The following is a 12,398-nucleotide window of genomic DNA, read 5'->3' on the forward strand; positions in this document are numbered from 1 at the left end:
CGGGGCGGCTTGCCGCCATCACGGGCGCAAGGGATGCGAGAGGAGCCGCGCCGCGATGAAATATGTGATTGCCATCATCAAGCCCCACAAGCTGGACGAGGTCCGCGAAGGGCTGAGCGCGCTGGGCGTGGCCGGTATGACCGTGTCGGAAGTGAAGGGTTTCGGCAGGCAGAAGGGCCAGACCGAGATCTATCGCGGCGCCGAATATTCGCTGAACATGGTGCCCAAGGTGAAGCTGGAGATCGCGACGAGCGACGCGCTGGCGCCGCAGATCGTGGAAGTCATCCAGAACGCCGCCAATTCCGAGACGATCGGCGACGGCAAAATCTTCGTGCTGGATCTGGCATCGGCACTGCGCGTGCGGACCGGCGAGATAGGCGACAGCGCGCTATAGCGCTGACAGCCGGGGGTCAGCGACCGGCGCTGAGCATCTCGATCATCTGGCGGATCGGCGAAACGTCGTAGCCGCCCGATGCCGCCTGCGAGGCGATGACCGATGGATTGGCGCCCTGCTTCGCGCGGGCCAGCGCCCACAGCAACGTGGAACGCGTGCCCGATCGGCAATAGGCGAGGATCGGTCCGCCGGCTGCCTCCAGAGCGTCGACCATGGCGTCGACCTGTCCCTGCCCGAAACCCGCATGGGTCACCGGTATCGCGCGATAGGCCATGCCGGCCGCCTCGGCGGCGGCGGCGATTTCGGCGCCATAGACCTGGCCCGGCTCTTCATCGTCGGGGCGATTGTTGACGATCATGGTGACCCCCAGCGCCTTGGCTTTGGCAACATCGTCCACGCCGATCTGCGGGCTGGCCAGGAATTCGTCATTGATCCGGCGGAATTCGTTCATGCCGCGACCTCGGGATGAGCCTCGGCCTTGCGGCGGTTGCGCTTGACCATGTTGAGCATTTCGACGCCGACCGAGAAGCCCATCGCGGCATAGACATAGCCCTTGGGCACGTGGAAGCCGAAGCCGTCCGCGATCAGCACGAGGCCAATCATCACCAAGAAGGCGAGAGCCAGCATCACCAGTGTCGGGTTTTTCTCAATAAAGCGGGCGAGCGGATCGGCGGCGATCAGCATGATGCCGACGGTGATAACGACCGCGGTCACCATGATCGGAACATGGTCGGTCATGCCGACGGCGGTCAGGATCGAATCGATCGAGAAGACGAGGTCGAGAGCGATAATCTGCGCGATGGCGGCCCCGAACGTGATTTGCGCGACGCCCTTCTTCTTGTCGAGCATCTCGCCCGAATGTTCGTCAGGCTCCATGTTGTGATGGATTTCCTTGGTGGCTTTCCAAAGCAGGAACAGCCCGCCCGCAAGCAGGATCAGATCGCGTCCGGAAAAGGACGTTTCGAAAGTGGGGACCCCATGTTCGCCAACATCCCCGGTAAGGCCGAGATCGAACAGCGGCGTCTGCAACGTCACGATCCAGCCGATCAGCATCAGCAGGCAGATACGCATGATCAACGCCAGGGCAAGGCCGATCTGCCGCGCCTTCGCCTGCTGATGTGCTGGCAGCTTGTTCGACAGGATCGCGATGAACACGAGATTGTCGATGCCGAGAATAATCTCAAGCACGACGAGTGTGATAAGGGCCACCCAGGCCGCGGGATCGGAAAGCAGTGCGACAATGTCCATGGCGCATCTCTGCCCGCAGACCGCAACCCGCGCAAGTCTCCTGACCGGATCTTCCGGCAGGGAATCGACCCAGGGTGCGCAATTCGTTCGCTATTGCCGGATAAATGCTTTATGAACGCTTGGCAGTGGGAACCGATATCCGCAGTATCGGTCTGATCGCCCGGCGCTTGTCCGTCCGCACGCCGGGGCGATAGAGGGAAGGGCGAGACGCAAGGTACGCTTCGGTTTATGGGTTATGATAAAGGTCGGCGCGGTCGCGGTCGTGACAAGCGCGATAGTTTCGGTGAAGAAGGGTTCGATCCGTTCTCGCGCGGTGGTTTCGGATACGATCAGGCGCCTTCAGAATCGGGTGGTTTTCGTGGTGGCGGCTTCGATCGCGATCGCGGCGGTTTCGGTAACGACCGTGGTGGCAGCAGCTTCGGCGGCAACGATCGCGGCGGCTTCGGCGGCGGTGGTGGTGGCCCGCGTGGCGGCGGCGGCGGCGGCGGTGGCTTCCGCGGCGGCGCTGGCGGTGGTGCCGGCGGCGGTGGCGGCGGGCGCATGCCCCCGCAGGTTGTCGGCGCAGGCAAGGGTGTCGTAAAATTCTTCAACACCAACAAGGGCTTCGGCTTCATTCAGCGTGAAGACGGCGGTGAGGACGTGTTCGTCCACATCAGCGCGGTCGAGCGTGCGGGGCTTGAGGGTCTGGCCGAGGGGCAGGAACTTGCCTTCAACCTCGTGGATCGCGGCGGCAAGGTTAGCGCTGCCGATCTTCAGGTCGTGGGTGACGTGATTCCGGTCGCCGCCGCCAAGCGCGAGGCGCCGCAGCGTCAGCTTACCGGCGACAAGGCTGCCGGCACTGTCAAGTTCTTCAACAGCATGAAGGGCTTTGGCTTCATCACGCGTGATGACGGCGAGCCTGATGCCTTCGTTCACATCAGTGCGGTGGAACGTTCGGGCCTTGCTGGCATCAACGAGGGCGACCGGCTCGAGTTCGATCTCGAGGTGGACCGACGCGGCAAATATTCTGCCGTGAACCTCGTTCCGATCCAGGAATAGTCGGCCCTGCCGACAGACTTGGGCGGAACCGGGTTTGACCGGGTCCGCCTGAAGCCCTAAATGGGCAATAATGGCGGTTCCCGATCGGGGGCCGCCATTTTCCGTTGTTTTCTTCCACGACCACGGCAAGGGGAGCCACCAGTTCAAATCCCCGCCCGCGAATGCAAAGGACATAAGAATGTCGATCACGCCGTTGATGCCCGTGTACCCGCGCTGCGATGTCCGGCCGGTGCGAGGAGAGAACTGCCATCTGATCTCGGAAGACGGCCGCCGCTTCCTTGACTTTGCAAGCGGGATTGCGGTGAACCTGCTTGGCCACTCGCATCCAGCTCTGATCGACGCGATCCAGCGGCAGGCCGCGACACTCATGCATGTCTCGAACCTTTATGGCAGTCCGCAGGGAGAGGCTTTGGCCAAACAGCTGGTCGACCTCACTTTCGCCGATACCGTGTTCTTCACAAACTCGGGTGCCGAAGCGGTTGAGTGTGCGATCAAGACTGCGCGCATCTATCACCAGTCAGCCGGTGCGCAGGACAGGTTCGAGATCATCACCTTCAACAACGCCTTTCACGGCCGTACGATGGCGACGATCAGCGCTTCGAACCAGGAAAAGATGCATAACGGCTTCTACCCGATGCTCCCCGGCTTCCGCCATGTCGAGTTCAACGATCTAGAAGCGGCGAAGGCGGCCATTGGGCCGAATACCGCTGGGTTCCTGGTCGAACCGATCCAGGGCGAAGGCGGCATTCGGGTCGCAACCGAGGAATTCCTGCAAGGGCTGCGCAAGCTGGCCGGTGAGCATGATCTGATGCTGATCCTGGACGAGGTGCAGTGCGGAGTGGCGCGGACCGGCACCTTTTATGCCTATGAGCAATATGGGATCGAACCCGACATCCTCGCCACGGCCAAGGGGATCGGGGGCGGCTTCCCGTTGGGTGCATGTCTTGCGACGGAAAAGGCCGCGCGCGGCATGACCTTTGGCACTCACGGCAGCACCTATGGCGGCAATCCGCTCGCGATGGCGGCAGGCAAGGCCGTGCTGGATGTCGTCGGAAACGACGAGTTCCTCGCCCAGGTGCGCGCCAGCGGTGAGAAGCTGCGCGGGCGGCTGGAACAGTTTATCGGCAACTATCCCGATCTCTTCAGCGAAGTTCGCGGGAAGGGGCTGATGCTCGGACTCAAGTTGAAGGTCGAGAGCCGACCCTTCGTTGCGCATCTGCGCGATCATCACGGGTTGCTGGCCGTGGCCGCGGGCGACAACGTCATGCGCGTCTTGCCGCCACTCGTGATCGAGGACGATCATATCGACGAGTTCATGGAAAAGCTGTCGGCAGGCGCAGCGCCCTACAGTCCGGAAGCCGTCTCATGAGCGTGAGGCATCTGCTGGATCTTGTCGATGCGGGCGGCGACGCGCTGCAGGCGATGATCGATGACGCCATGGCCCGCAAGAAGGCGCGCAAAGGCTGGACCAAAGGTCGCGTCGACGAAGATGCGCCACTGGCCGGCTGTACGCTGGCGATGATCTTCGAAAAGAATTCGACCCGCACGCGCGTTTCGTTTGATATGGCGATGCGTCAACTTGGCGGCAGCGCGATCATCATGGAAGCTGGCAGCATGCAAATCGGTCGCGGCGAAACGATCGCCGATACCGCGCGTGTGCTTTCCCGAATGGTCGATGCCATCATGATTCGGACCGACGATCATTCGAAGATAGAGGCGCTCGCTGAAAATGCGAGCGTTCCTGTCATCAATGGACTGACCGACCGGTCGCATCCGTGTCAGATCATGGCCGATCTTCTGACCTTGGTCGAACATGGCAAGGTGCTGAAGGGAATGGAACTCGCCTGGCTTGGCGACGGCAACAATGTCCTGCATTCGGTGCTGGAAGCGGCCGGCCTCATGGGCTTCAATGTCCGCTATGGCGTGCCCGACGGCTACGAACCTGACGAGGAGTTCGTCGAATTCGCAAGGTTTCGCGGTTCGAAGGTCACACTGACGCGCGACGCTGCTGAAGCGGCACGGGGCGCCGATGTCCTTGTCACAGATACATGGGTGTCGATGGGGCAGGATATGGCTCACGACAAGGTTGCCGCCATGAAGCCCTTCCAGATCAACGAGGCCCTGATGGCCCACGCGAAGCAAGATGCCGTCTTCCTTCATTGCCTTCCCGCCCATGTCGGCGACGAGGTGAGCGAGGGTGTTTTCGAGGGACCGCAGTCGGTTGTATGGGACGAAGCGGAAAACCGCATCCATGCGCAAAAGTCCGTCCTGCGTTGGGCGTTTGGGCAGCTTTGATGCCCGATGTACCGGCTTTGCCGCCTGACGAGACGGGCTTCGATGTTGTGTTGGGGTTCAGCCTGCCGGAACGCGACGTTCGCGGGCGCTGCGTACGTTTAGGGCCGGTACTCGATACGGTCTTATCGGCGCATGATTACCCGGGGCCGATCCGGCATCTGCTGTCTGAAGCCCTGCTGGTTGCCACGCTGATCGGCTCGCTCGGCAAGGAAGATCGCAGCCAGATGACGATGCAGGCGCAGTCTGCGAACGGTATCGTGGACATGCTAGTCTGCGACTACCGGGATGGCGAGCTTCGCGGCTATGTCCGGTTCGATGCGGAGCGGCTGGATGACCTGGGGGCCAATCCGCCTCTATCCGCCCTCGTCGGGACGGAGGCCTATCTGGCGATCACTTTCGATGTTGCCGATGGTGGACGTTATCAAGGTATCGTCCCCTTGAACGCAGCTTCGCTAAGTGACGCTTGTGAAGCCTATTTTCGGCAGTCGGAGCAATTGCCGACCGTCCTGCGGATTGCGGTACAATCGCAGGATGGCCACTGCGTAGCGGGCGGTCTGCTGCTGCAATACTTACCCGATGGTGAGGAAGGCCGCGAACGGCTGCATGTTCGCCATGACGATCCCAATTGGGAGCATGTCGAGATAATCAGCTCGTCCGTCAGGCATAGCGAACTGGCAGACCCTGCATTGTCTCTCGAGGCTCTGCTTTGGCGCCTGTTCCACGAGGAAGCTGAACTGCGGGTCGAGACGATTGCCAAGTTGGTGCGGGGGTGCAGATGCTCTGCAGATCATTATCATGCGGTGCTGTCGCGATTCGGTTCGGCGGAACTGGATGAGATGCGTGACGATGACGGGCTCATCAGGGTCGACTGCGCCTTCTGTTCACGCATCTTTCCCGTTGAAGTCTGATCAGGCCAGCCGTTAGCAAATCGGCATGCCGAACAGGCTTCTTGCGACGCTGCGCAGGACCTTATAGCGCTGCGTCATGACTAAAGATGACTTGAACGAAAAGCCCGCTGTAGTCCTGTTGTCGGGCGGGCTCGATTCCATGGTGACTGCCGGAATCGCCAAGACGCAAGGGTATAGCGTCAATGCTCTCACGGTCGATTATAACCAACGCCATCGGCGTGAACTCGACAGTGCGACTGTCATCGCCAACGCGATCGATGTCGATCGCCATCTCGTACTGCCGCTCGATCTTCGCAAGATCGGCGGCTCTGCTTTGACGAGCGAGATGGCGGTGCCGAAGGATGGAGTCGGCAGCGACATACCCATAACATACGTGCCTGCCCGCAATCTGGTGTTTCTGTCGCTAACGCTTGCCTGGTGCGAGGCTATTGGCGCGCAGGACATTTTCATCGGCGTAAACGCGCTGGATTATTCCGGCTATCCCGACTGCCGGCCCGAATTCATCAAGTCTTTCGAAAAGACCGCTGAACTGGCCACGAAGGCAGGTAGCGAGGGCGCAAAGTTCTCTATCCATGCCCCGCTACAGTTCATGTCCAAGGCCGAGATCGTCGATAAGGCCTATGAACTTGGGCTCGATCCGTCGATGAGCTGGTCATGTTATGATCCGGGTGAAGACGGGCGTCCTTGTGGGTTGTGCGATAGCTGCAGGCTGCGCCAGCAAGGCTTTGCACAGACCGGACGCCAGGATCCGGTGGATTACAGCAAACGGATCTAACCGGACCCGCCTCAGCCTCAAAGAAAAAGGGGCCGGATTGCTCCGGCCCCTTTCCATATCGATCTTTCGATCTCTGGCTTACATGCCCGAACCCGGACCGTAGGTGATTTCCACCCGTCGGTTCTGAAGTTCACGCACGCCATCGGCAGTCGGAACCCGCGGGTTCTGCTCACCGAAGCCTTCGGTCGAAATCGCCGCGCCCGGAATGTTCCGAGCCGTGAGATACGATTCCACCGACTGAGCGCGACGCTCGGAAAGCCCGATGTTGTAGCTCGCCGTACCCGACGTATCGGTATAACCAGCCACCATGATCGGAACCGAGTTACAGTCGGCATAGGAAGCGATGGCGCTGTCCAGAATGCTGGCTGCTTCAGGCGTGATCTCGGACGAATCCCAATCGAAGAACACGATATAGGGCCCGGTATTGCACACGACCTGCGCCGGAGGCGGCGGGGGAGGCGGCGGCGGGGGCGGGGGCGGGGGCGGCGGCGGCGGCGGCGGGGGAGGCGGCGGCGGAGCAGGCGACCAGAAGTTGTAGGTCAGCGAGCCCAGCAACGAGTGCGAACGAATGTCCGTCTCGAGCGAGTTGCCATCCGGCGTCACCAGTTCGATGTCTTGGTGGTTGAAGAAGCGATACTTCAGACCGACATCCCAGTTGTCCGTCAGCGGAGCACGAATGCCCGCAATGGCCTGCCATGCGAAGCCAGTGTCCGAATCGTCGATCAGGACAGGCTCTTCGAATTCGCTACGAGCAACACCAGCACCGCCGCCGATGAAGCCCTGAAGGCCATCGTCGTCGCCAAAGTCGATCATGCCATTGACCATGAAGCTCAGCGTGTTGAACTCGTGGTTCACTTCGCTGTCTTCATAGTTTTCACCGAACAGCGTCAGGCCGTCGTCGCCGGCGCCCTTGTAGGCTGCTTCGGTTTCGAGGCGAAAGCCTCCGAAATCATAGCCGGCCACGACGTCGAAGTCATAACCATAGTCCCAGTCGAAAGTCGCCTGATCATCGACGCCATTCACGTTAACGTCTGAATCCTCGACGAGCATAGCACCGCCATCGACACCAATGTACCACGCATCTTCGCGTGCCAGTGCCGGCGACGCTATGGCCGTAGAGGCCAGAGCAAGGCCGATTACCGCTTTATGCATCAGCGTTTCCCCTTATTTTCCATCTTGTTGATTGAAGCCACGGAGGCGAGTTCTATCCGTAGTTGATTTTGCGCGCAAGCTTGGTGAAACGAAGCATTGTTGCATTCGCGCATCACTTTTCTTGCACGCCATGGTCTTTCCGCTGATAGATTTTCCCTCACGTTATGGCGGCAATGGCTGTGGGGCAAAAAAGTTCCCATTCAGTTACACAAAAAAAGACAAGGGGTTGCGGCAAGTTTTAGCTTTCGGGCAGATGGCCGGACGTGCGTAGGAGCGAAATGATCTGCTCGATCGCGTCCCGTGCCTCCGAGTCAACGGTAGAGCCGCTGTTCGGAAAATCGATCTGCATGGGCTTGCTCCACACTCCCTTGAACCGGCGCATGGCGTCGAGATTTCGATCATATACCGACATTCCCGATGTGGGCGTCAGGAACAGCCACTGCCCTTGCTGCCAGCAGGCCAGATCATTTTCGTGTCTCTCGAATTCGGCGCTGCCGCCGCTCACGATCCAGCAATCGCCAGGCTTTGGATCGAGTGGCGGCGCGCCGGCCTCTCCCTCGACGATCGGCTGCAACAGCATGTCGGTTCGGATCAGGGCCTCGTTGACGAACAACTCTTTCTGGGCCTGTGCCACAGGCATGGCTGTGCTGCGGTCCGCGCAGGCTTTCCGGCTCGGCCGCCGAATACAGATAGGCCTGCGCCCCGCTAGGCCAGCTGAGCCGGCGAAGCGAAGGCTCGAACACCGGCCTCCGATAGGGCGGCGAGACGGCCAGCAGACCGCTCTCCCCTTCGACCATGATCGCGCGCGCTTCCGCCAGCGAAGCGCCGATCAGCGCAATGCGCGCATCGGGATGGTCGCGCGCGATCCGCCGCACCCATTCCGCGCCCGCCCTCGTCTTGCCGAACCCGCGACCGGCGCAGATCAGCCAGACCAGCCAGTCTCCTACGGGGGACAATTGCTCCTCGCGGGCCCATAGCTCCCAGAAATAGCGAAGTTCGCGGCGCTCCTCGGGCTGCAGCAGGTCCAGCACGGGCCTGCGATCGACATGGGGCAGGCTTGCCAGCCAGGCGAGGCGGTCGGTCCTGTTCATCGTCCCCGCCCCATTCAGTCTGCGCCTTCGCTGCCGTTCCTGGCCGGCCTGGTCTTGTCGGCCTGCCGCATCCGCTCCCTCATCATGTCGAGCTTGCTGTTGATGCGGTCGATGACCTCCTTCTCGTCCTCACAGGTTTGCTGCGCCTTGGTCCGGCCGAATGCCTCGCGGTGCGAGAGCAGCAGCCGGATCGACTGGGCATTGTCATATTTGCGGTCGTTCTTCGCATCCGCGGGCTCGCCCTCGCGCAGGCGGCACAGCAGGTCGAGTTCGAGCGCTTCGTATCCAAGGCAGAGCGCTTCCTGCCAGGCCGCGGCGAAGGCCGGTTCGCTGCGGCGCGTCTTGTAGGCGGTGCTGACGTCGATCCTGCCGGCGCGGGCGGCGGCGGCTACATTCGAGCTTTGCGCCAGTGTTTCCAGAAACCGCTCGCGCCAGTTGTGAGGGCGGCGCATGCGTTTTGTCTGCCGAGCATCGGTCATGACCGGCTCCCGTCACTAGGGTTAAATCGGCGGACCATCGGCCCGCATGGCTTGTGAGGTGGTCGCAAGAAGCGTCGGCGAGGGGTCCTCGGCGACTCGCTTTATCGCGATGTTCCGTGTCTCTAACCAAAGAGTGTGACGATGTCAATATAAAAGTGCCAAATAGGTTATTTTATCTTGGGGCTGGCCATGCGCCCGCACCCTGCTACACGCCGGAAAGCACAGGGTTCATGGGGGCGCGGCAGGCGAATGCTTCGCAAGCTATACGACTGGACGATCGACAAGGCTCAGCACCGCCACGCCGAAGCATGGCTGGCGGCGATCTCCTTCATCGAATCGAGCTTCTTCCCGATTCCGCCGCATCCGCTGCTGGGGCTGATGTGCCTCGCCAACCCGCGCCGCGCGATTCGCTATGCGCTGATCTGCACGATCGCATCCGTCGTGGGCGGGCTGTTCGGCTATGCGATCGGCTATTTCCTCTACGAGGCAGTGGGCAAGGCGCTGATCGGCGCACTGGGCCTGTCCGAAAGCTTCCCCGTCGCGGCCTGCTACCTGCGCGAGCGGGACTGGGAGGTCATCGTGATCGCGGGCGCCACCCCAGTGCCGTTCAAGCTGCTGACGATCACCTCGGGCTTCATCGAGATGAACCTGGTGACCTTCACGCTGGCCGCGATCGCCGGACGCGGCTTTATCTTCATGACGGTCGGGATTCTATTTCGCCTGTTCGGAGCGCCGATCAAGGCGTTCATCGACCGCTATCTCGGCATGCTGACCACGGCCTTCGTGCTGCTGCTGGTCGGCGGCTTCGTGGTCGCGTCCTACGTGGGCAGCAGCGAGGGCGATCCGGTGCGCGACCAGTGCCAGATCGCCGCCTCGGCCTAGCCGAAAGCGTTGAGAAAACCGGCGTCAGATGATGCCGGTCTTCTTCCCCGCTGTCTCGAACATGGTCAGGATCTGGCCAACCTGCTCCTCGCTATGCTCAGCGCAAAGCGAACAGCGCAGCAGCGTCATGTTGGCAGGCGTCGCCGGCGGGCGCGCCAGATTGACATAGAGCCCTTCCTTGAGCAGCGCTTCCCACATGCCGGCCCCTCGCTCCAGATCGGGCATGATGACCGCGATGATCGCGCTCTGCGGCTCGTCGGTGCCAAGCTGGAAGCCCAGCTTCTTCAACCCCGCATGCAGCCGCCGGGAATTGTCCCACAGATGCTGACGCTTGTTGCCGGCATCCATCAGCTTGCGGATCGATGTCGCGGCCGTAGACACCACGCTGGGCGGCAGCGAGGCGGTGAAGACATAGGGGCGGCAGACAAGCCGCATGATCTCGAACTTGGGATGGTTGGATACGCAGAAACCGCCAACCGTGCCGACGGACTTCGAGAACGTGCCGATGACGAAGTCGACCTCGTCCAGCACGCCCTGGTCCTCGGCCACGCCGCGGCCGTTCGGCCCGATGAAGCCCATCGAATGCGCCTCGTCGACCAGCACCATCGCGCCGTGCTTCTTGGCGACCGCGACCATTTCCCTGAGCGGAGCGATGTCGCCAAGCATCGAATAGACGCCTTCCAGCACGACCAGCTTGCCCGCGCCCTCGGGAATCCGGCGCAGCCGCTTTTCCATGGCGTCGATGTCATTGTGCTTGAACGGCACCACCTCGGCATTGCCCATCGCGCAGCCGTCCCAGATGGACGCATGGCTGTCGATGTCGAGGACGATGTAGTCGCCCTTGCCTGCGATGGTGGAGATGATCCCCAGATTGGCCTGGTAGCCGGTCGAGAACACCATGGCATGATCCATACCATAGAATTCGCGCAGCGCGGCCTCGCACCCCTTGTGCCCCACATAGGTGCCGTTCAGCACGCGGCTGCCCGTCGTGCCCGAACCGAAATCCGACAGCGCCTGCTTTCCCGCCGCGATCACGTCGGGGTCGAAGGTCATGCCCATGTAGTTGTAGGTGCCGAGCAGGATCGTCTCGCGCCCGTTGCAGACCGCGGTCACCGGCGAGAGCACTTGCTCCATCACCAGGTTGAACGGATCTTCCAGCCCGGAATCGAGCAGGTCCGAACGCTGCTTGATCAGCGGATCGAATTTCGAGAACAGGTCGCGCGGATCGCCCGTGGCCTCGCCCTCTCCGGGCAGCGGTGCGGGCCTGTCTGGCTGGCTGATGGCTTCAGTCATGATCCTACCCGCGCAGCCTGGTGACCGCGTCGATCAGCTGGCCATAATTCTCGATCTCGGCCTGCTGGTTCATGCTGATGATGATGTCGAACTCGTCCTCGATCGCGGCGACGAAATCCATCACCGTCAGGCTGTCCCACTCCAGATCGCCTGCGAAGGTCGTGTCTTCGGTTATCTCGACACCCTTCTTGTTGAAGGGTTCGATCAGAGTGTCGATGCGGGTCTTGGTATCTTCGCGGTCCATGGTCCTGCCAATCGGAATGCCTGTTGGCCCGTGGCAAAGACGGGCAGAGCCCAAGTGTCAAGCCAAAGCCACTTGCACCAAAAGGCTGTGCCGCCGCGAAATCGTTGAATCGAGCCGCTTTGCCGGTCAGGCGGCGGCGCGATTTTCCACCAGGGAATTCACCGCGCTCATGAAGGCGTTGATCGAAACCGGCTTGGACAGATAGGCATGCGCTCCGGCAGAGCGGATCCGTTCCTCGTCTCCCTTGCCGGCATAGGCAGTCACCGCCAGCACGGGAATTTCCGCCAGTCGCTCGTCCAGCTTGAGCGATTCGATGAGCGAGATGCCCGAGATATTGGGCAGCTGGATGTCCATGATGATCAGGTCGGGCTCGAACGCAATGGCCTGGTCGATTGCGGCAAGGCCGTCGGCCACCGGCTCCACCGCAAAGCCATGAGCCCTGAGCAGGTCGCAGAAAAGCTTTCTGTTGAGATCGTTGTCTTCGACAACCAGAACCCGTAATGCCAAGATCAGTCCCCCGAGGATCATTTGAAACCCACCTGATCCAGGGGCCTTGTGTAAAACCGGCAGGCGGCGTTTGACAATCCCAATCAGAGAAT

16 protein-coding genes are annotated in these 12,398 nt (G+C 61.3%); 7 read left to right on the forward strand and 9 right to left on the reverse strand.

Annotated elements, in window-relative coordinates:
• The first annotated feature begins 55 nt into the window (after positions 1 to 55).
• Entirely contained in the window at positions 56 to 394 is a 339-nt protein-coding gene (locus A9D14_RS00420; protein ID WP_066842016.1) for a P-II family nitrogen regulator, read from the forward strand.
• 16 nt (positions 395 to 410) lie between these two features.
• On the opposite strand, the gene A9D14_RS00425 is transcribed toward A9D14_RS00420, so the two are convergent.
• Together A9D14_RS00425 and A9D14_RS00430 are read right to left on the reverse strand one after the other, a co-directional pair.
• Entirely contained in the window at positions 411 to 845 is a 435-nt protein-coding gene (locus A9D14_RS00425; protein WP_066842018.1) for a protein tyrosine phosphatase family protein, read from the reverse strand.
• Positions 842 to 1,642: a TerC family protein gene (locus tag A9D14_RS00430; protein WP_066842020.1), complete on the reverse strand. Its 801-nt coding sequence runs from the start codon at positions 1,640 to 1,642 to the stop codon at positions 842 to 844. Before A9D14_RS00430 ends, A9D14_RS00425 begins: the two co-directional genes overlap by 4 nt.
• 228 nt (positions 1,643 to 1,870) lie before the next feature.
• On the opposite strand from A9D14_RS00430, the gene A9D14_RS20245 reads away from it, so the two are divergent.
• The 5 genes from A9D14_RS20245 to queC all read left to right on the forward strand — a co-directional run bounded on the left by A9D14_RS20245 (position 1,871) and on the right by queC (position 6,658).
• Positions 1,871 to 2,680: a cold-shock protein gene (locus A9D14_RS20245; RefSeq protein WP_066842023.1), complete on the forward strand. Its 810-nt coding sequence runs from the start codon at positions 1,871 to 1,873 to the stop codon at positions 2,678 to 2,680.
• Between the two features lie 178 nt (positions 2,681 to 2,858).
• A complete protein-coding gene (locus A9D14_RS00440; RefSeq protein WP_066842025.1) occupies positions 2,859 to 4,049 on the forward strand; it encodes an aspartate aminotransferase family protein in 1,191 nt (396 codons plus the stop codon).
• Complete coding sequence (argF, locus tag A9D14_RS00445) at positions 4,046 to 4,975, forward strand: ornithine carbamoyltransferase (protein WP_066842027.1); 930 nt, start codon at positions 4,046 to 4,048, stop codon at positions 4,973 to 4,975. Before A9D14_RS00440 ends, argF begins: the two co-directional genes overlap by 4 nt.
• Complete coding sequence (gene hslO, locus A9D14_RS00450) at positions 4,975 to 5,883, forward strand: Hsp33 family molecular chaperone HslO (RefSeq protein ID WP_066842030.1); 909 nt, start codon at positions 4,975 to 4,977, stop codon at positions 5,881 to 5,883. The genes argF and hslO overlap by 1 nt, the downstream gene beginning before the upstream one ends.
• A gap of 76 nt (positions 5,884 to 5,959) precedes the next feature.
• Positions 5,960 to 6,658, forward strand: a complete 699-nt coding sequence (gene queC, locus A9D14_RS00455; protein ID WP_066842032.1) for a 7-cyano-7-deazaguanine synthase QueC — start codon at positions 5,960 to 5,962, stop codon at positions 6,656 to 6,658.
• 78 nt (positions 6,659 to 6,736) lie between these two features.
• On the opposite strand, the gene A9D14_RS00460 is transcribed toward queC, so the two are convergent.
• The 4 genes from A9D14_RS00460 to A9D14_RS00475 form a co-directional block, all read right to left on the reverse strand.
• The gene (locus tag A9D14_RS00460) at positions 6,737 to 7,810 is read right to left on the reverse strand and encodes an OmpA family protein (protein ID WP_066842034.1); all 1,074 of its coding nucleotides are present in this window, start codon (positions 7,808 to 7,810) and stop codon (positions 6,737 to 6,739) included.
• Between the two features lie 238 nt (positions 7,811 to 8,048).
• The gene (locus tag A9D14_RS00465) at positions 8,049 to 8,390 is read right to left on the reverse strand and encodes a DUF2793 domain-containing protein (RefSeq protein WP_157668085.1); all 342 of its coding nucleotides are present in this window, start codon (positions 8,388 to 8,390) and stop codon (positions 8,049 to 8,051) included.
• A complete protein-coding gene (locus tag A9D14_RS00470) occupies positions 8,275 to 8,901 on the reverse strand; it encodes a terminase large subunit domain-containing protein (protein WP_415877341.1) in 627 nt (208 codons plus the stop codon). The genes A9D14_RS00465 and A9D14_RS00470 overlap by 116 nt, the downstream gene beginning before the upstream one ends.
• 14 nt (positions 8,902 to 8,915) lie before the next feature.
• On the reverse strand, positions 8,916 to 9,380 hold the full coding sequence (locus tag A9D14_RS00475; protein ID WP_066842038.1) for a hypothetical protein: 465 nt from the start codon (positions 9,378 to 9,380) through the stop codon (positions 8,916 to 8,918).
• Between the two features lie 249 nt (positions 9,381 to 9,629).
• Here A9D14_RS00475 and A9D14_RS00480 point away from each other — a divergent pair, with 249 nt between their 5' ends.
• A complete protein-coding gene (locus tag A9D14_RS00480; RefSeq protein WP_066842040.1) occupies positions 9,630 to 10,262 on the forward strand; it encodes a YqaA family protein in 633 nt (210 codons plus the stop codon).
• A 24-nt stretch (positions 10,263 to 10,286) separates the two neighbouring features.
• On the opposite strand, the gene spt is transcribed toward A9D14_RS00480, so the two are convergent.
• From spt to A9D14_RS00495, 3 genes are all read right to left on the reverse strand, one after another.
• Positions 10,287 to 11,555, reverse strand: coding sequence for a serine palmitoyltransferase (gene spt, locus A9D14_RS00485; RefSeq protein WP_066842042.1), 1,269 nt, complete (start codon positions 11,553 to 11,555; stop codon positions 10,287 to 10,289).
• Positions 11,556 to 11,559: 4 nt separating this feature from the next.
• Positions 11,560 to 11,799 carry an acyl carrier protein gene (locus A9D14_RS00490; RefSeq protein WP_066842044.1) on the reverse strand — a complete coding sequence of 80 codons (240 nt, stop codon included), beginning with the start codon at positions 11,797 to 11,799 and terminating at the stop codon, positions 11,560 to 11,562.
• Between the two features lie 126 nt (positions 11,800 to 11,925).
• Positions 11,926 to 12,306: a response regulator gene (locus tag A9D14_RS00495; RefSeq protein WP_066847800.1), complete on the reverse strand. Its 381-nt coding sequence runs from the start codon at positions 12,304 to 12,306 to the stop codon at positions 11,926 to 11,928.
• Positions 12,307 to 12,398 lie beyond the last annotated feature (92 nt).

The sequence above is a fragment of the Croceicoccus marinus genome (assembly GCF_001661675.2).
GTDB lineage: Bacteria > Pseudomonadota > Alphaproteobacteria > Sphingomonadales > Sphingomonadaceae > Croceicoccus > Croceicoccus marinus.